The organism is Flavobacterium sp. PL12, assembly GCF_039123485.1.
Classification (GTDB): Bacteria; Bacteroidota; Bacteroidia; order Flavobacteriales; family Flavobacteriaceae; genus Flavobacterium; species Flavobacterium weaverense.
In genome coordinates, this window is the sequence record NZ_JBANDI010000001.1 from 185,877 (window position 1) to 205,731 (window position 19,855).

Consider the following 19,855-nt stretch of genomic DNA (forward strand, 5'->3'; position numbering starts at 1 on the left):
TTACAGCGGCACCTAATCAATTCCCTTAAGTTTTGTTAATTCTTAGTCTGACATCTTGTCATATTTATTTGAATTCGCTTATATTTGCACTTTAAATTAGCGGATGGAAAAGATTATTGAAGAAAGCAAACAAGGCGAAAGTCTCGTCCTAGAACATAAACCGGAGAATACTAAAAAACTATTTATAGAAAGTTACGGCTGTGCGATGAATTTTTCGGACAGTGAGATTGTAGCTTCCATTTTATCGAGCAATGGTTACAATACTACGCAAAAACTTGAGGAAGCTGATTTAGTGTTAGTAAACACTTGCTCCATAAGAGATAAAGCAGAGCAAACAATTCGTAAAAGACTTGAAAAATACAATGCTGTAAAACGTATTAATCCAAAAATGAAAGTTGGAGTTTTAGGTTGCATGGCAGAGCGTTTGAAAGAAAAATTCTTAGATGAAGAAAAAATAGTAGATCTCGTTGTAGGTCCTGATGCCTACAAAGATTTACCAAACTTATTGAGTGAAGTTGAAGAAGGAAGAGACGCAATAAACGTGATCTTGTCAAAAGACGAAACGTACGGCGATATTTCTCCTGTTCGATTAATGAGCAACGGAATCACAGCTTTGGTTTCCATCACACGTGGTTGTGATAATATGTGTACATTTTGCGTAGTGCCTTTTACTCGCGGTCGAGAACGCAGCCGCGAACCGCAAAGTATAATGAAAGAAATTCAGGATTTGTGGGACAAAGGTTTTAAGGAAATTACACTTTTAGGTCAAAACGTTGATAGTTATTTATGGTATGGTGGCGGATTGAAAAAAGATTTTACAAATGCATCTGAAATCCAAAAAGCTACAGCAGTAGATTTTGATCAATTGCTCGAAATGGTTGCTGTGGGTTTTCCAAAAATGAGAATCCGATTTTCAACTTCGAATCCACAAGATATGCACGAAAGCATTTTGCATGTTATCGCAAAGCATCCTAATATCTGTAAGCACATTCACTTACCTGTTCAATCCGGAAGTAATCGAATTTTGAAGGAAATGAATCGTTTGCACAGTCGCGAAGAATACATGACTTTGATAGATAAAATAAGAAATATTATTCCTAAATGTTCCATTTCACAAGATATGATTTCTGGTTTTCCAACAGAAACGGAGCAAGATCACCAAGACACTTTGAGTTTGATGGAATACGTGAAATATAATTTTGGTTATATGTATTCGTATTCGGAACGTCCGGGAACATTGGCAGGAAGAAAAATGGAGGACGACGTGCCCGAAGAAACGAAAGCACGTAGATTACAAGAAATTGTGGATCTCCAACAAAAACACGCTTGGTTCCGCTCTGAAGAATTTATCGGACAAACAGTAGAAGTTTTAGTGGAGAAAGTTTCGAAAAAATCAACTGAGGAGTTTTCTGGAAGGAATTCGCAAAGTATTACGGTAGTTTTCCCGAAGGAGAATTATAAAATTGGTGACTTTGTAAATGTCAAAATTACAAGTTGTACTAGCGGAACTTTAAAGGGCGAAGCAGTTGGATTGAGTGAAATGAATTAAAAAAATCAACAACAAATTGCGCAAATTTCCGCAAATTCATTCGAATACAAATTGAATATGAGCGACACTAATGAATATTACTACAAGAAAAATGAAAACTATGAAATAGTAGGTCTTTGCATGGAAGTGCATAGAATACTTGGTCCTGGATTATTAGAAATTGTTTACAAAGACGCTTTAGAAATAGAGTTTAAAAACAACAATATTCCTTACAAAAGAGAAAAAGAATATAATGTAGAGTACAAAGGAATTATTTTACCTCATAAATTTTACGCTGATTTTGTCGTTTACGATGATATAATCCTAGAAGTAAAATCAGTAAAAGAGATTAGTAATGATCATCTTGCGCAAACCCTAAATTATATGAAGTTAGCAGATACTCCAATTGGAATAATAGCAAACTTTCAAAACAAATCTTTAGTTCATAAAAGACTGATAAACACTTAAAACATAATTTGTGAAGATTTGTGTAATTTGTGGTTAAGAAATAATAATGAGATTGCTATGCTTTGTGCCGCGCAACTCCTCGCAATGACATATGGAAACAGTTCAAAACATAAAACAACGGTTTGAGATTATTGGGAATGACCCAAAACTTAATCGTGCGATAGAAAAAGCCATTCAGGTTGCTCCTACTGATATTACGGTATTGGTTGCGGGAGAAAGCGGTGTGGGAAAAGAAAATATTCCTAGAATTATCCATTCTCTTTCGCATAGAAAGCATGGCAAGTACATTGCAGTAAACTGCGGTGCCATCCCTGAAGGAACTATTGATAGCGAACTTTTCGGACATGAAAAAGGAGCTTTTACTGGTGCAACTAATACGCGTGAAGGCTATTTTGAAGTGGCTGATGGAGGAACGATTTTTTTAGATGAAGTCGGTGAATTGCCGCTTACAACTCAAGTACGTTTGCTTCGTGTTCTTGAAAATGGTGAATTCATAAAAGTGGGTTCGTCACAAGTTCAAAAAACGAATGTGCGAATCGTTGCTGCGACAAATGTAAATTTGTTTGATGCTATCGAAAAAGGGAAATTTCGTGAGGATTTATATTATCGTTTAAGCACTGTCGATATTGTATTACCTCCTTTAAGGGAACGAAAAGACGACATACATTTATTATTTAGAAAATTTGTAGCCGACTTTGCACACAAATATAAAATGCCGCCATTAAAATTAGACGAGAGCGCAGTTCCGCTGTTGCAAAAATTTAGATGGGGAGGTAATATTCGTCAATTGCGAAATGTAGCCGAGCAAATTTCGGTATTAGAAACCAATAGAGATATATCTGCTGCTACATTGCAATCTTATTTACCAGAGCAAGGAAGTAATTTACCTTCTGTTATAAAAGATAAAAAGAGCGAAAGCGATTTTAGTACTGAAAGAGAGATTTTGTACAAAGTACTTTTTGATATGAAAAGTGATTTGAATGATTTGAAAAAATTAACATTGGAACTGATTCAAAACGGCAGTTCTAAAGTTCAGGAAACAAATCAGAACTTGATCAAAAAAATATATGGCTCTAAAGAAAATGATAGCGAAATCGACTTCGAAGAAGAACCAAGAGGCGCTTTAATTACTGCTCAGCATAACGATAATTTGTATCAGGAGAATGATGACAATTACCTTTTTGCAGAAACAATAGAGGAAGAAGAAACTCTACGACTGGAACAAAAAGAAATTGAGATGATTAAAAAATCATTAGAAAAAAATAAAGGAAAAAGAAAAGCCGCTGCTGATGAGCTTGGAATTTCTGAACGGACTTTATATAGAAAAATTAAGCAATTCGATTTATAAAACTAGAAATATTAAAAAAGATTACTTTTGGAAATAAGTACAATTTTAGACTGCTTAAAATTAAATCGATAAGTAGAACTAATAGTTTTAAAATGAAAGATTTTACCAAACTTTATGAAAAAAATACATTTATTACTCTTAATCTTTATTGCGTTAGCGACAAATAGTTGCTCCGTTTATAACTTTACCGGAACAGGTAAAATTGATGCAAAAACTTTCCAAGTTGGTTTTTTCCAAAATAATGCGGAATTAATTGAACCCGGAATTGATAGACGATTCACGCTAGAACTTCAAGATTTAATACAAAATCAAACAAATCTAAACTTAGTTAAAAATGGCGCTGATTTATCTTATGAAGGAGAAATAGTCGATTACCGAATAAGCCCGATGACAGCTACAGCAGATCAACGAGCTGCTCAAAACCGACTCACTATAAGAATTAATGTACGTTTCATCAATAAGAATAAAGAAACAGACGATTTTGAAAAATCATTCTCTTTCTATTATGATTATCCAGGGGAACAGCAATTAGCAGGAGCAACTTTAAACTCGGCTCTAAAAGATATCTTTGAAAGAATTACTCAAGATATTTTTAATGAATCATTAGCTAAATGGTAAATGATTATTCAGTTAGCAATTGCTTCTTTTCATTTTTAAGGAATTAGATAGTATAAATGACTTTCTGAAGTAGAATATTGATTACAGATTATCGAACTTTGAATACTCAAAAAATGAATGTTACTGATTATATATATTTAATTAACAAACCGGACGTAATTCATGAGAAGCAAACTGATGCTTTACAGAAGGTATTGGATGAATTTCCATATTTTCAAAGTGCAAGAGCTATTCAATTAAAAGGATTATACAGTCAAAGTAGCTTCAAATATAATTCTGCTTTAAAGACAACAGCGGCTCATACTACTGATCGATCTATTCTATTTGATTTCATCACATCGGACACCTTTACTTCTATTGACAAAAGTTTGTACGAAAGAAAAGTGCTAGAGATAATGGATATTTACGTTACAGACAGCGAAATAGTAATTCCAGAACAAAAAGTAGATTTAAAAATTAATAAACTTGAACAGTCGATATTAACTTCTATAAAAGAAGCCTCACCATCTAATACAGATGAAAGTTCTAAAGCAGTAGAAGAGAAACTCGAAATAGGACAACCATTAGATTTTTCGAAAAAAGAACAACATTCATTCCAAGAGTGGTTACAATTGTCGCGCACACAACCTATAGAAAGAGAAAAGGAAACTCAAGTTACTCCACCTGTTCCTATTATAGATGCTGACAAAAGAAAGAAATTAGAACTCATAGATAAATTTATTGAAACCAGCCCAAAAATTTCCCCTGTAAAGCACGGAGTGCCTTCTACAGTTAGTTTTGACTTAAATGCTGAGGACAATTCATATCTTATGACAGAGACACTAGCACGCGTTTATTTGGAACAAAAAAAATATCAAAAAGCGATTCAAGCATATGAAATATTAATTTTGAAATATCCAGAAAAAAGTAGTTTCTTTGCAGACCGCATAACGGATATTAAGATTTTACAACATAACAATAATTAAACAATGAGCACATTTTCAATTTTTTTAGTTTTAATAACTATAGTTTGTTTTCTATTAATCGTAGTTATAATGGTTCAAAACCCTAAAGGTGGCGGATTATCTTCTACATTAGGTGGTTCTCAAATGATGGGCGGGGTACAAAAAACAACTGACTTTTTAGATAAAAGCACTTGGACATTAGCAACGATTTTAATTGCTCTAATTCTTTTTTCTGCTTTAAGTTTTACTGGATCGTTAAGTGATAATGATTCTAAAATTATTGATAATACAACTTCTACTGCACCAGTAGCTCCTGTACAAAATACTCCTGCTGTACCAAACGCAGCAAAATAAAAATATAATTCAAAATTTTAAAATGCCAGCTTGTCAAAGCTGGCATTTTTTTTAAGTAATTGTGTCAGTTTTAGCAGGGTGGCACAATTTCTGAAACCTCATTAATAGTTATAAAACAATAAAATAAATCATAAAATCATGGCTTTAAACATCAAACCACTTTCAGACAGAGTTCTTATCGAACCGGTTGCGGCTGAAACAAAAACTGCGTCAGGGATTTTTATTCCAGATACAGCTAAAGAGAAACCACAAAAAGGAACTGTTGTTGCAGTTGGAAATGGTACAAAAGAACATACAATGACAGTAAAAATTGGAGATTCTGTGCTTTACGGAAAATACGCTGGAACTGAATTGAAATTAGAAGGAAAAGATTATTTGATTATGCGTGAGGATGATATTCTTGCTATTATCTAAGAAATAAAATAATTGGAGAATTAAGGTTTAAAATAATAATGAGAATGAGATTGCTTTGCTTCGTGCCTCGCAACTCCTCACAATGAAAAAAAAATGGCAAAAGATATAAAATTTGATATTGAAGCACGTGACGGATTAAAACGTGGTGTTGACGCATTAGCAAATGCAGTAAAAGTAACTCTTGGACCAAAAGGTCGTAATGTAATTATTGGAAAATCTTTTGGTGGACCAAATGTTACTAAAGATGGTGTTACTGTTGCAAAAGAAATCGAATTGAAAGATCCATTGGAAAACATGGGTGCTCAAATGGTTAAAGAAGTAGCTTCAAAAACTAATGATTTAGCTGGAGATGGAACTACAACTGCTACAGTTTTAGCGCAAGCAATTGTAAAAGAAGGTTTAAAAAACGTTGCTGCTGGAGCAAATCCAATGGATTTGAAACGCGGAATTGACAAAGCTGTCGAGGCTATTGTTGCTGACTTAGCTAAACAAGCTAAAGTAGTAGGAAGCGATTCTGAAAAAATCAAACAAATCGCTTCTATTTCTGCTAATAATGACGAAGTAATTGGTGAATTAATCGCTACTGCTTTCGCGAAAGTTGGAAAAGAAGGTGTAATTACTGTTGAAGAAGCTAAAGGAACTGACACTTACGTTGATGTTGTAGAAGGTATGCAATTTGACAGAGGATATCTTTCACCTTACTTTGTTACCAATTCTGAAAAAATGGAAGTAGAACTTGAAAGTCCGTACATCCTTTTATATGACAAAAAAGTATCTTCATTAAAAGAATTATTACCAGTTCTTGAGCCGGTTGCTCAATCTGGAAAACCATTATTAATTATTGCTGAAGATGTTGATGGTGAAGCATTATCTACATTGGTAGTAAATAAATTACGTGGAGCTTTAAAAATCGCTGCTGTAAAAGCACCTGGTTTTGGAGACAGAAGAAAAGCAATGTTAGAAGATATCGCTATCTTAACTGGTGGAACTGTAATTTCTGAAGAAAGAGGATATACTTTAGAAAACACAACTATCGAAATGTTAGGTACTGCTAAAAAAGTAACTATCGACAAAGACAATACTACAATTGTAAGCGGTGCTGGTGAGGCTGACATGATCAAAAATCGTGTAAACCAAATTAAAGGTCAAATGGATGCTACAACTTCTGATTATGACAAAGAAAAATTGCAAGAACGTTTAGCTAAATTAGCTGGTGGAGTTGCTGTTCTTTATGTAGGTGCTGCTTCTGAAGTAGAAATGAAAGAGAAAAAAGATAGAGTTGACGATGCACTTCACGCAACTCGTGCTGCAGTTGAAGAAGGAATTGTTGCTGGTGGTGGTGTTGCACTTTTAAGAGCTAAAAACGCCCTTAGTAGCATTACGCCTGATAATGCTGACGAAGCTACAGGAATCCAAATTGTATCTCGCGCAGTAGAGTCACCATTGAGAACTATTGTTGAAAATGCAGGTCTTGAAGGTTCAGTTGTGGTTGCAAAAGTAGCTGAAGGAACTGGAGATTTTGGATACAATGCAAAAACTGATGAATATGTAGATATGCTTTTAGCAGGAATTATTGATCCTAAAAAAGTTACTCGCGTAGCTTTAGAAAACGCTGCTTCGGTTGCGGGAATGATCTTGACTACTGAATGTGCGTTAATTGACATCAAAGAAGATAATGGTGGCGGAAACCCAATGGGTGGAGGTATGCCAGGAATGATGTAATATTATTTATAATTTTCATACAAAACCGTTCTGATTTTCTATCAGAACGGTTTTTTTTGTGCGTTTTTTTCAACGATAGATTATTTTTTTAGTCCTGTAAGAAATTATGTTAGATTAGAGTATCACTTGGAATTTGTTATATTAAATTTTTTTTGGTTAATAATTGGAGCGGGCACATTCCAAAGTTACCAGGATAATTCTTCGCCATCAGCCACACTGTGAAAATATCTCAGCGATCGAGGTAATATAAATAATCATTCTATCAAAAGTCTTTTCTATCCAATGTACTCACTAACAAGTATCTAAATTATGAAATATATAATGTTCTTATTATTTAAAGGTTTTTTATTCGTAGGATTTATATATTTATTTCACAAATTAAGTTCTCATAATTTGGAAATACTTAAAGAAAAATATGGAGATACAGACTATACAAAATGGAAAATATGGGGAAACAGAATCTCTCTTTATTGTGTGACGTTTATAGTAGCGATTTTTGCAATAGGAACTTTTTTGGAGGCGTTTCGTTTAATTTTTAAATAAATATAAATTTGGTATTATGATAGTCAGTTTTATTTTTTCCATTGTATTGATTATTATAGGATTAGTGATTAGATTTTCTAAAAAACCTCCAAGGTTATTTAGCGATCTTATGGTTTTGAAAAAATATTGGCTACTTACTTTTGATGATAGGTTTGTTTAGATTATCATCACTTATCATATTTAGAAGATAAATAAAAAATTAACTATGGCGCGGAATTACAAGAAATATCTCCTTCAATATTCCGTGGATTTGCGATTCGTGACCAAAAATGAAAGCAGACAAATAACAAAAAGCCAAATTTATAACAAGATATAGCTCTTTTAATCCGTTAAACATTAACCCGTTATTAACCTAAAAAAAAAACGTTGTTTTTATCACCATTTGAAAATTAAAAACAAGCCACAAAAAAAAACCGCCTCAAGAAATTTAAGACGGTTTTTCAATATTTTATAATTTTTAATTTTCCAGATCTTGCGTTTTAGATTTTTTACTAAACTTATAAATCACTGGTAAAATTGTTATAGCAACTAAGATCAAAACAATTAACTCAATATGCTTTTTTAAATCAATCTCGTAGTTCTCAAGTAAAAAGCCATACAAATAATGTCCAGCAAAAATTAAAGTGAATGACCAGATAAAAGAACTTAATATATTGTAAAACATAAATTTGTTTTTATCCATCGAAACAATCCCTGCAACTATAGGTGCAAAAGTTCTAAATATTGGAAGGAAACGAGCGAAAATTATCGCTTTACCACCATACTTTTCAAAGAAATCTTTTGATTGAACTAAGTATTTTTTCTTAAACCAAAAACTATCTTCCTTATTGTATAAATAATAACCACTTTTTGATCCAAACCAGTAACCAACAATGTTTCCTAAGATACCAGATAAAGCTACAAGCGTAGCAAGAAGTAATACATTAAGAAAATCATTTTCAATTATTAAAATATTCTCGATTAATTCACGACTGTAAATTCCAGCTAAGAACAACAAACTATCTCCTGGCAGAAAGAAACCTGCAAAAAGCCCAGTTTCAGCAAATACAATAAATAAAACTATATAAATGCCCAATTTAATTCCATTAACATCAAAATGAATATAAAAAAGTGGGTCTATTAAATTCTTCCAATCAAAATCGTTCATTCTAAGGTTTTTTAAGCAAAATTTATTCGCGTGTGAAAGTAAGAATTATTTACCTCATCAACAATTTAATACTCTATTTTAAAATTTAATTAACGCTATAAAGTTAAGAATACTCATACTTGTCTAGACAAATATTGAACAATCGAACTTTTAAATATACTTAAATAGTGCTAATCGGTAAATTTTAAATTCTCCCTAACTTTTAAAAAAAATCAAAGAAAAGTAGTTTAAAACCTACTTCATAACCAAATGGAAATGTAAGTAGGTTTTACTACTATTTTATGATTAAAAATTAATCTCTTTCATACTTACAGCACTCATGCAGGTTTTCATAAACCTCATTGGATGCCTTAACTTCATCAGTATCGTGACCAATATTTGCAATTGCTTTTTTCACATCCAGAGCCGTCGTTTTTTGTTCGTTAATTATCAAACTCAGCTCGTGCGTTTCAATATTCCATGATGCTGATTTTACGCCAGGAACTGTATAAGCAGCTTTTTGAATTCGTTTTTGGCAATCTTCGCAATTACCATTTACCTCGGTAACGTATTTCGCATTTTTATTCTTTTTTTCTTGTGCTTGAGCTGAAAATCCAGCTAAGAACACTAACAATACTACTATTAAATTTTTCATCTTTTTTTTACTTTTTTTACTTATTTTACTTATTTATAATTGAACTTTTCTTATTACTTTATTTTAAATCGCAATCCAGCATAATACATTTGACCAAAAACTGGTGCATACACTATTGTAGCATCAAAAGTGGAGCCAAAAGGATTCTCACTACCTAGAATTGGCTTTTCTTGTCGGTAGTTTCCAATATTTTCTCCACCAACATACATTTCGAAAGTTGACGAAAATGTTCTAGTAATTTGAGCATTCATCAACGAAAATGAAGGCGAAAATTCTGGAAGACGATCATTTATTGGGTTTGACATGGTGTTAGGTAACTGCTGCTCTCCTATCCAATTAAATGTATAATCGAATTTCCACTGTTTCCCTTTTTTACCAATGTGAGTTTCATATTCTAAATTTCCAAAAAAGCGATGTTTTGCCTGCAATGGATTTTGAAAATTTCCAGAAAGATAATCAGTTGTCACATCATAAAATTTATAAGCAGAACGCAAATTAAAGTGTTTTGCTAATTCATAATTAAATTCAAGCTGCATCGTATTAGCGATCGATTTTCCTTTCAAATTGTAAAATAAAGCTTGCTGTGGACTTTGCATTAAATCGACTACCGCTTGATTTTGAAAATCTGTTCTATAAAAATCAAAACCAACATCTGCATTTTTTCCAAAGAGTGAGAACTTTTGAGCAAAACTCAGTCCATAGTTCCACGCGATTTCAGGATTTAATCCATAAATTTTTCCATTCGAATCTAAAATTTCAAAGACTCTAGAGCTTGCAAATAAAGGTTGGTTTTCAGCAAAAATATTAGCAGATCGTTTTCCTCTTCCAGCTGAAAATCGTAAGACGCCCTTGTCCCAAGGATTGTAACGCGCATGAAGTCTCGGGGTTATAAATGTTCCTAAACGATTGTGATTATCAATTCTCCCTCCTAAAATTAAACTAAAATCATCATCATTATCATAGGTGTATTCGAAAAAAGCTCCAACAGAATTATCTGTTCTACTATAGTCATTTACATTTACAAATTCTTGGTATTTGTCATACGTGAAATTCAAACCCGTAGCAAATTTGTTCATTGTGTTGCTAATTATCGAATTGAAAATTAAATTCGAATAATAACTACTTTGCTTTATATTGTATTGATTTAATCCAAAGTAAGAGTTTTGATCATGAATATTAAATGCATTCTGAAATCCAATGCTTTGATACGGCAGATCCTTAAAAACATAACCAACCTTTGTTGAAATATCAAATCGTTCCGTATTAATTTCAGAACCCCAGAAATTAGTTGTCCCTCTATCTCTGTTCTTATCGAAATCTAATTGACCAGTTTGTTTTTTATCATTCATATACTTGAAATTGATAAAGCTTACCAATCCTTTCTCCTCATCGTAATATTGATATCTATTAAGAACGTTAATTTGCTTCGCTAGAGGATTATCTAAAAATCCATCATCGTTCATGTCTGTTTTTGCAACTCTGGTATTTCCATGAAGGAATAAGCTACTACTCCATTTTTCAGAAATTTTAGTGTTGAAATGAGTATTTAATTCAAAACGAGAATCTGTAGAACCGTAAGCATTCAAGAAAAAAGGAATGTCATTGATAGGTTTAATTAATTCAGTATTGATTTGGCCAGAAATACTTTCATAACCATTAACCACACTTCCAGCACCTTTTGTTATTTGGATACTTTCCACCCACGTTCCGGGCGTAAATGACAATCCATAGGCCTGAGATGCTCCACGAACTGCGGGAACATTTTCTTCCGTTATCATCAAATAAGGACTTGTAAGTCCAAGCATTTTAATTTGCTTAGTTCCCGTCAATGCATCTGTGAAGTTGACATCAATCGACGGATTTGTCTCGAAGCTTTCGGCTAGGTTGCAACAAGCTGCTTTCAGCAATTCCTTACTTGTTATAATTGTAGTATTGCCTGTTACGGTAAATGATTTTTGAATTCCTTTTCGCTTTTTTGTGATTTTTACCTCTTTCAAGTTTTCTTGAGAGAACGCAGGAATAGACACACAAATCACAATGAAAAGCATTGCTATTTTATTCATTTTAAAATTATTTAATGTTTATAAAAAGTAGATTTAAACCACAATTGGTGATTTAGCTTTTAAAAACATTAAAATCAGGCGTAAAAAATATATTGGCTATACAACTTAAAAAGTGGTGGTGCATTAGCCTCAAAAAAGTAAGAGGTAACTTTAGCAATTTTACTATCTTCTACAAAAGCAAAACCAACAAGCTGTGATTCCCTAAATAGAAAAGTAAAAGGAGCGTCAAATGAAAAGACTTTTAGAATAGTGTTATCCGACTTTTTTTGAAAATTTACTACTTTGTCCTTGCAGCAACTTTCGTCTTCAATAGCTTTCTCTACACAGCACGATTTTTTAGCTTTATGAAGAATGGCGGTTTTTACCGAAATGGATTCAATTTCTCCACCACAATAATGCACATTAAAAGCTAGTCCTATATTGGAAACCAATAGTAGGAAAGCTAAAAATAAACTAGTGCATTTTTTAAACTTCATTTTACAAAATTAATCATTTAAGTGATTTCCAAAACTAAAAACATTGTTAAAAATTACAATTCAAATTCCTGGCCTATTAAAGGTATTTTACACTCAAAGCCATATTTTTCTTGAATTTTTATACGCAATTCATCTGCAGGTTGATTTTCGCCATGAACAAGAAAAACTTTAGTTGGCTTATTTTCTAATTTAGACAACCAATTCAGTAAATCCTTTTGATCTCCATGTGCTGATAATCCTCCAATTTCTACAATATTGGCTTTTACAGGATAGTACTGACCGTAAATTTTTATTTCCTCTGCTCCATCTAGTAACTTTCTTCCTCGCGTTCCTTCTGCTTGATAACCAACCATAATTATAGTTGTTTCTGGAATTACGATGTAATGAGTCAAGTAGCTTAAAACTCTACCTCCAGTAATCATACCACTCGCCGCAATAACAACCTTTGGTCGGTTGTCTAAAATTATTTCATCTGTTTCCTTGTAATCAGAAACTAATAAAAACATTTTACCCACTTTATCACATTCAGCAGGAGACAATTTATGCCAAGTTGGATTATCTCTGAAAATCTCCAATGCACTAATTCCCATAGGAGTATCTATAATGTAGGGAACATTAGGAATTCTATTTTCTTGTTTTAGTTGCCATAGTAAAAACATAATTGTTTGCGCACGCTCTACTGCAAAACTTGGAATAATAACAGTTCCGCCTCTATCGATTGCGTTATTAATATACTTTTCTAATTCTAATTTAGTATCTGAATGTGGGTGAAGTCTATTACCATACGTACTTTCGAGAAAAACATAATCGGCTTTTTTTGGCTTAGTTGGCGCAAACATAAGAACGTCATCATCTCGACCTACATCTCCTGAAAAAACTAGTGTTTTATTTTCGAGCGTCAATGCAATCGTACATGCACCTAGAATATGTCCTGCAGTAGTAAATGTTGCTTCAATTTCTGCGTCTAAAGGAATTGGCTCATTCAGTTTCGCTATTTTAATAAGAGGAAATACTTTCTCTGCTTGGTCTACGGTATATAAAGCTTCAGCAGTTTCGTGTTTAGAATACTTTCCTTTATTAGCTTTCTCAGCTTCTTCCTCTTGAATTTTAGCACTGTCAAGAAGAATAAGTTTGGTTATATCTTTAGTAGGACTGGTACAATAAATTTTCCCCTTAAAACCTTGATGAACTAACCTTGGCAGCCAACCACAATGATCTAAATGACCATGTGTCAATAAGACAAAATCTATTGTAGATGGTAAAACAGGTAACGGATCCCAATTCATTTCTCGCAATGGTTTTATTCCTTGAAATAGTCCACAATCGATTAAAATACGAACTCCTTTACTTTCTATTAACGTTTTTGAACCGGTTACAGTTCCTGCACCACCTATAAATGTAACTTTCATAGTATTGACTTTATTAAAACAAATTAGTATTTACTTTTTTTTTAAATGTATCGACATAACTCTGAAGCTTCACGTAAAACGTTTTTAATTCGGTTAGGGCTTAACCCTATTTTATCCAAATATTGAGAATTAGCAACTATTTCTCGAACTAAAATAATGTCTAACACAAGAAGCTTATCTTTTTCAGCGAGCGTCAATGTAGTCAAGCACGTGATAGGATAAAGAGCATTAGAATCGTTCTTAGTTTTTAAATTATCATCAGGCGGATAGTCCCAACTTAATAAATTTAATCCTGAACATTTACCAAAATCTAGAGCATCTTTAGTAAATCGATTATTAGTAACAATCCAGCATTTTGAAATCATATCTCTTTCTGTAAAAATAGGATGATGTCTATCTTTCAAGTCGTTAAATCGAGACAAGATGTACATAGGAACTTTTACATCAGAAGCAGCTTCCCTTCCCATATGGAATTTGCATTCTACCATAGAAATGATGTCACTTTTTTTAACAACGACATCTATTTCATGCGAAACACATTTACCAAACAAGGTCATATTAGTCAAAGTTTTATAATTTTCAGAGGCAAAAAGTCGCGCTGTATACTTTTCGAAAAAAAAACCGGCCGGACCTAATAATCGTATTGCTTCTCTAAGATTATAACGTGCTGCATGCGAATTAGCTGTTTTCTTTAGCAAGGCAAATGCCATTTTATAAATTTGCTTTGTGGAAATTCCCTCATAAATCTCGCCTTCAATTTGTTTCATGATACCGTCCACTACTTTTGAATTAGCGCCAGATTTTAAGAGCGATTTTTTAAGTTTTGATGGATTGAACTCGACAATGAGACCTGAATGTTTAACTATCTTCATACTTTTATAAATTTGATAATAAGCAAATTATACGGAATAAAGATACAATTTAAAAGCTGCTTATCTCTGTTTTTGATAATAAAATCCTGCAATAAACAATAGTAGAAAAATAGGCTGAATGAGAAACCTTCGAATATAGAACAAAATCCAATTCTGGTTTTCACCACTAAAATATACGATGTAGAAAAAACCAATCGCAAAAATGACAAAGAAAAAAACATAAACAAAAAGCGCAAACTTTATCATCGAAATATCTTTGAATAGAATGTAAATGACACCAAGTGAGAAAACGGTGTTAAGCGCATATCGAAACAATACGTTTACCATCAATAAGGCGAAATCAAATTGTGGTAAATCTAAATTTGTAAAATCTTTCTTGAAAAAATTTAAAAGGGGATCGTAAAACAATTCGTTTTCAAAAGCGCGAACAAGCACTAATAAAAAAACCAGAGCCAGGAGTTGTAGAATTCTGAATTTGTTATTTATTATTTTTTGAAGCATATTTAGAAAAGTTACGGACCCAAATAAGCCACAGAATAAAAACTACACCATAAATGTACAACGGAAAAAGCACTTCATGCAGCACCGATTTATGTTCAGGGTAATAAAAAATGAGAGCACTTAATGCGGCTATTCGAATTACATTTAAAATATAAATGAGAAGACTTCCGCCAAAAACGAAAAGCGCAGTTTGAATTATTTTTCCTGAAAAAGCAATCACAAAAGAGATAAATAAAATAATAACACTTACGGCATTACAACCCTCTACTATTCTAGCGACATACTTTTGTTTAAAAAACAACTTCATATACGGATTTCCAATGCTTTGCTCTACTGAAGAATCAGCTACAAAAAACAATAACACTTGCTCCGTATTTTTTCCGACAATACTAGTAATAGAATCTGTTTGATTTTCGTCAAAACTATTTAGATACTTTTGATAAATAGCAGTGAGAATGATGTAAGTCAAAAAAAAGCTAAAGAGAAAAATTAAAAAAGGTTTATATTGAATAAAATATTTTTTCAAAGGCTGTTATTTTAAACGAATTTATTTATTATTTGAAATTACTTTAAATACTTTTACAAAATAAAAACAAAACGATGACATTTCAAGAATTACAACCAAAAGTAACCGAAATAACTTTAAACACCAGCCTTTCACGTGACGAAAAGCTTCTAAACATTTGCCAACTATTAAGTGATTCTATCTCCTATTATAACTGGGTGGGATTCTATTTTGCTAATCACGAAACAAAAACATTGCATCTAGGACCATATGTAGGAGCAGAAACAGATCATACTGTGATTCCCTTTGGAAAAGGAATATGCGGACAAGTGGCAATTTCTAACAATAACTTTGTTGTGCCGGATGTGGCTGCTCAAGACAATTATATAGCGTGTAGTTTTACGGTAAAGTCTGAAATTGTGGTTCCATTATTTGTAAATGGTGAAAATATAGGGCAAATCGATATTGATAGCCATGTTATAAATCCTTTCACAGAAGAAGATGAGCGTTTCTTAGAATTTGTTAATCAAGAGATCGCAGAGCTTTATTAACTTGTTATAGTCCTTTTGATAACTGAATATGAAAAAAAAGCTCTATATATTTATACTAATGTTCAGTACAATTTTAGCATTCTCGCAAGCACCTAAAATTTTAAGTAAAAAAATCTTCCTCGATTCATCTGGAAACGAAACAGTAGAGGATCATCATACTTCGTATAGAATTATTAGAAACTACTCCTCTGACAGCGATCATTATGAAATAAATGATTACTACAAATCTGGAAACATCAAAATGAAATGCTCCTCTAGTAGTAAAAACACGCTTCAAATAGACGGAACATCGATAAGTTATTACGAAAATGGTTCTAGAAAATCAATTTCAAATTACAAAAGCAATAGAATAATTGGAAAAGAATTTCGATTTTTTGACGACGGAACTATTGAATCTGAAATTGAACATATTGACAATGGCGGAGGTTTTGAACAAGATTATAAGATAGTTCAATTTTGGAATAAAGAGCGTCAACATAAAGTAATTGATGGAAATGGGGAATACCAAACCTTTGACATAACAGGAATTCATATAATAGGACAAGTTAAAAACGGACTAAAAGATGGCGAATGGACTGGTTCTGCGCAGTACGATGGCTTAAAGTTTAGTGATTCATACAAGAATGATAAATTTATTTCTGGTAAAATAGTTGACTCAACTGGAAAATCAGTATCGTATAAGCTATTGCTTGAACAAGCGAAACCAAAAAAAGGAAAACAAGATTTTCAGAATGCTATTTATAAAGCATTGATGAAAACACAAGCTCTGAAAGTAAATAAAATCTCAGGTAATATTTACTGTTCATTTACAGTTGAAAAGGACGGAAGTTTGAGCAACTTAAAAGTTCTCAAGGGACTTGATAAAAATATTGACAAGGAGGTTCTAAACGTATTAAAAAACTGTGGCTCTTGGATTCCTGCAAAAATTAGAGGCATACCCACAGCAATAGAACACAGCTTACCAATTACTGTAACAGCATCTAATTAGAAAAACCAAGTAAAACTCTTTAATTGTAATTGTCAATTCAAAATTTTGTATTACTTTTGCATCCGTCTTACAATAGCTGTATGACATACATAAAAATCATTAAACAAATATTGGAATGTATTTAACTAAAGAGATTAAAGAAGAGATCTTCGCTAAACACGGAGAAAAAACAAACACTGGAAAATCAGAAGCTCAAATAGCTTTGTTTACTTACAGAATTAGCCACTTAACTGAGCACTTGAAAAAAAATCGTCACGATTATAATACAGAGCGTTCGTTAGTATTGCTAGTAGGTAAAAGAAGATCTTTGTTGGATTACTTGAAAAAGACTGAAATCAACAGATATCGTGAAATTATCAAAGTATTGAATATCAGAAAATAATCAATAAAAAAAGAGGTGCGTAAGTGCCTCTTTTTTATTTTAAAATTTAGAGTCGAATAATACAATTTAAGTCCTGACACAAAAGGGATTATATTTCAGGCTCATCCGCAAAGTCATTATCTTTACAGAAGTGACAAATAAAAAAAAGTTTGGTTTTTCATTGGGTTTTAGGCATTAACTACGCAAAACAACAACTACAACACAACTAAAACCCATGTTTAACTAATAATTAAAATTTATGATTCCACAATTATTTGTAGAAAGTATCGATTTAGGTGATGGCAGAAACATCACAATCGAGACAGGTCGTTTAGCAAAACAAGCTGATGGATCTGTAGTAATTAGAATTGGAAAAACAGTTATTCTAGGAACAGTAGTTTCTTCAAGAAAAGCAAGTCCAGGAATTGATTTTTTACCTTTAACGGTAGATTATCGTGAAAAATTTGCTGCAGCTGGTCGTTTTCCAGGTGGTTTTTTCAAAAGAGAAGCAAGACCTAGTGATAGCGAAGTATTAACAATGAGATTAGTTGACCGTGTTTTACGTCCACTTTTCCCTAGTGATTACCACGCTGAAGTACAAGTTATGATTCAATTAATGTCTCATGACGACGATGTTATGCCAGATGCATTAGCAGGATTAGCAGCATCAGCAGCTTTAGCATTATCTGACATTCCTTTTGAAACTTTAATTTCTGAAGCTAGAGTTGGAAGAGTTGATGGAAAATTCATCATCAATCCAAGTCGCGCTCAATTAGAATTATCTGACATCGATATGATGATTGGAGCTTCTATGGATTCTATCGCAATGGTAGAAGGAGAAATGAAAGAAATTTCAGAAGCTGAAATGTTAGAAGCAATTAAATTTGCACACGAACACATTAAAAACCAAATTTCAGCACAAATGCGTTTGCAAGGTGCTTTTGGTAAAAAAGAAGTTCGTACTTACGAAGGAGAAAGGGAAGATGAAGCAGTGTACGCTAAAGTAAAAGCAGCATCTTACGATAAAATTTATGCTATTGCAAGCAAAGGTTCTTCTAAACAAGAACGTACTGCTGCATTTGCAGAAGTGAAAGAAGAAGTAAAAGCATTGTTCACAGAAGAAGAATTAGCAGTTGATGGCGATTTAGTTTCTAAATACTTTTACAAAACTAACAAAGAAGCAGTTCGTAATGTAACTTTAGATTTAGGAACTCGTTTAGACGGAAGAAAAACTACTGAGATTAGAGATATCTGGTGTGAAGTAGATTACTTACCATCTGTTCACGGTTCAGCTTTGTTTACTCGTGGAGAAACTCAAGCATTGGCAACAGCAACTTTAGGAACTTCTAGAGAAGCAAACCAAATTGATTCACCATCTCAACAAGGAGAAGAAAAATTCTACTTGCATTATAACTTTCCGCCATTTTCAACAGGAGAAGCTCGTCCACTAAGAGGAACTTCAAGAAGAGAAGTTGGTCACGGAAATTTAGCGCAAAGAGCGTTAAAAAATATGATTCCTGCTGATTGTCCTTATACTATTCGTGTTGTTTCTGAAGTATTAGAATCTAATGGTTCTTCTTCAATGGCAACTGTTTGTGCTGGAACATTGTCATTAATGGATGCTGGTATTCAAATGATACGTCCAGTTTCTGGAATTGCAATGGGATTGATTACTGACGGAGATCGTTATGCTGTATTGTCTGATATTCTTGGTGATGAAGATCACTTAGGAGATATGGACTTTAAAGTAACTGGAACTTCTGTAGGTATCACTGCTTGTCAAATGGACATCAAGATTGACGGATTGAAATATGAGATTATGGAAGCAGCATTAGCGCAAGCTCGTGATGGTCGTTTGCATATCCTTGGAAAATTAATCGAAACTTTAGCATCTCCTAAAGCAGATGTTAAAGCTTACGCTCCAAAAATTATTACAAGAAGAATTCCTAATGCTTTCATTGGTGCATTGATCGGACCTGGTGGAAAAGTAATTCAAGAATTACAAAAAGCTACTGGAACTACTATTGTTATCAACGAAGATCCAATTACTGAAGAAGGAGTTATTGAAATTTTAGGAACTGATCCTGCTGGAATTGAAGCAGTATTAGCTAAAATTAAATCAATCACTTTCAAACCTCAAATGAATGAGTCTTACGAAGTGAAAGTAATCAAAATGTTAGATTTTGGTGCAGTTGTAGAATATACTTCAGCTCCAGGAAATGAAGTTTTGTTACACGTATCTGAGCTAGCGTGGGAACGCACAGAAAATGTTGCTGATGTTGTAAATATGGGCGATGTTTTCCAAGTGAAGTACTTAGGTATGGATCCAAAAACTAGAAAAGAAAAAGTGTCAAGAAAAGCACTTTTACCAAGACCTCCACGTGAGGAAAGAAAAGAGTAATCAGATCT

20 protein-coding genes are annotated in these 19,855 nt (G+C 32.9%); 12 read left to right on the plus strand and 8 right to left on the minus strand.

Features of this window, described 5'->3' with window-relative positions:
* Positions 1-103 precede the first annotated feature (103 nt).
* From miaB to groL, 8 genes are all read left to right on the plus strand, one after another.
* On the plus strand, positions 104-1,549 hold the full coding sequence (gene miaB / locus RCH19_RS00830) for a tRNA (N6-isopentenyl adenosine(37)-C2)-methylthiotransferase MiaB (protein ID WP_343021645.1): 1,446 nt from the start codon (positions 104-106) through the stop codon (positions 1,547-1,549).
* A 57-nt stretch (positions 1,550-1,606) separates the two neighbouring features.
* Positions 1,607-1,996, plus strand: coding sequence for a GxxExxY protein (locus RCH19_RS00835; protein WP_343021646.1), 390 nt, complete (start codon positions 1,607-1,609; stop codon positions 1,994-1,996).
* A 91-nt stretch (positions 1,997-2,087) separates the two neighbouring features.
* Entirely contained in the window at positions 2,088-3,344 is a 1,257-nt protein-coding gene (locus RCH19_RS00840; RefSeq protein ID WP_343021647.1) for a sigma 54-interacting transcriptional regulator, read from the plus strand.
* A 114-nt stretch (positions 3,345-3,458) separates the two neighbouring features.
* Positions 3,459-3,962 (plus strand): LptE family protein, encoded by a 504-nt coding sequence (locus RCH19_RS00845; protein ID WP_343021648.1) that lies wholly within the window; start codon positions 3,459-3,461, stop codon positions 3,960-3,962.
* A 113-nt stretch (positions 3,963-4,075) separates the two neighbouring features.
* Entirely contained in the window at positions 4,076-4,927 is an 852-nt protein-coding gene (locus tag RCH19_RS00850) for a tetratricopeptide repeat protein (protein WP_343021649.1), read from the plus strand.
* 3 nt (positions 4,928-4,930) lie between these two features.
* The gene (gene secG, locus RCH19_RS00855) at positions 4,931-5,260 is read left to right on the plus strand and encodes a preprotein translocase subunit SecG (RefSeq protein ID WP_121924111.1); all 330 of its coding nucleotides are present in this window, start codon (positions 4,931-4,933) and stop codon (positions 5,258-5,260) included.
* Positions 5,261-5,398: 138 nt separating this feature from the next.
* Entirely contained in the window at positions 5,399-5,674 is a 276-nt protein-coding gene (locus RCH19_RS00860; RefSeq protein ID WP_007137725.1) for a co-chaperone GroES, read from the plus strand.
* Between the two features lie 93 nt (positions 5,675-5,767).
* Positions 5,768-7,396, plus strand: coding sequence for a chaperonin GroEL (groL, locus tag RCH19_RS00865; protein ID WP_343021650.1), 1,629 nt, complete (start codon positions 5,768-5,770; stop codon positions 7,394-7,396).
* Positions 7,397-8,396: 1,000 nt separating this feature from the next.
* Here groL and RCH19_RS00870 read toward each other — a convergent pair.
* The 8 genes from RCH19_RS00870 to xrtF all read right to left on the minus strand — a co-directional run bounded on the left by RCH19_RS00870 (position 8,397) and on the right by xrtF (position 15,567).
* Entirely contained in the window at positions 8,397-9,086 is a 690-nt protein-coding gene (locus tag RCH19_RS00870) for a VTT domain-containing protein (protein ID WP_121924109.1), read from the minus strand.
* A 292-nt stretch (positions 9,087-9,378) separates the two neighbouring features.
* On the minus strand, positions 9,379-9,720 hold the full coding sequence (locus tag RCH19_RS00875) for a cation transporter (RefSeq protein ID WP_343021651.1): 342 nt from the start codon (positions 9,718-9,720) through the stop codon (positions 9,379-9,381).
* 53 nt (positions 9,721-9,773) lie between these two features.
* On the minus strand, positions 9,774-11,783 hold the full coding sequence (locus RCH19_RS00880) for a TonB-dependent receptor plug domain-containing protein (protein ID WP_343021652.1): 2,010 nt from the start codon (positions 11,781-11,783) through the stop codon (positions 9,774-9,776).
* Between the two features lie 74 nt (positions 11,784-11,857).
* Positions 11,858-12,259, minus strand: a complete 402-nt coding sequence (locus tag RCH19_RS00885; RefSeq protein WP_343021653.1) for a hypothetical protein — start codon at positions 12,257-12,259, stop codon at positions 11,858-11,860.
* 53 nt (positions 12,260-12,312) lie between these two features.
* Positions 12,313-13,668 (minus strand): MBL fold metallo-hydrolase, encoded by a 1,356-nt coding sequence (locus tag RCH19_RS00890; protein ID WP_343021654.1) that lies wholly within the window; start codon positions 13,666-13,668, stop codon positions 12,313-12,315.
* Between the two features lie 41 nt (positions 13,669-13,709).
* Positions 13,710-14,540: an ATP cone domain-containing protein gene (locus tag RCH19_RS00895; RefSeq protein WP_343021655.1), complete on the minus strand. Its 831-nt coding sequence runs from the start codon at positions 14,538-14,540 to the stop codon at positions 13,710-13,712.
* A 60-nt stretch (positions 14,541-14,600) separates the two neighbouring features.
* The gene (locus RCH19_RS00900; protein WP_343021656.1) at positions 14,601-15,041 is read right to left on the minus strand and encodes an exosortase F system-associated protein; all 441 of its coding nucleotides are present in this window, start codon (positions 15,039-15,041) and stop codon (positions 14,601-14,603) included.
* On the minus strand, positions 15,019-15,567 hold the full coding sequence (gene xrtF, locus RCH19_RS00905; RefSeq protein WP_343021657.1) for an exosortase family protein XrtF: 549 nt from the start codon (positions 15,565-15,567) through the stop codon (positions 15,019-15,021). Before xrtF ends, RCH19_RS00900 begins: the two co-directional genes overlap by 23 nt.
* A 74-nt stretch (positions 15,568-15,641) precedes the next feature.
* Between xrtF and RCH19_RS00910 the strand changes: the two genes are divergently transcribed.
* From RCH19_RS00910 to RCH19_RS00925, 4 genes are all read left to right on the plus strand, one after another.
* Positions 15,642-16,097: a GAF domain-containing protein gene (locus tag RCH19_RS00910; protein WP_343021658.1), complete on the plus strand. Its 456-nt coding sequence runs from the start codon at positions 15,642-15,644 to the stop codon at positions 16,095-16,097.
* A 58-nt stretch (positions 16,098-16,155) separates the two neighbouring features.
* Positions 16,156-17,085, plus strand: coding sequence for an energy transducer TonB (locus RCH19_RS00915; protein ID WP_343021659.1), 930 nt, complete (start codon positions 16,156-16,158; stop codon positions 17,083-17,085).
* 115 nt (positions 17,086-17,200) lie between these two features.
* Positions 17,201-17,467, plus strand: a complete 267-nt coding sequence (rpsO, locus tag RCH19_RS00920; protein ID WP_121924099.1) for a 30S ribosomal protein S15 — start codon at positions 17,201-17,203, stop codon at positions 17,465-17,467.
* Positions 17,468-17,705: 238 nt separating this feature from the next.
* Positions 17,706-19,847, plus strand: coding sequence for a polyribonucleotide nucleotidyltransferase (locus tag RCH19_RS00925; protein ID WP_343021660.1), 2,142 nt, complete (start codon positions 17,706-17,708; stop codon positions 19,845-19,847).
* Positions 19,848-19,855 lie beyond the last annotated feature (8 nt).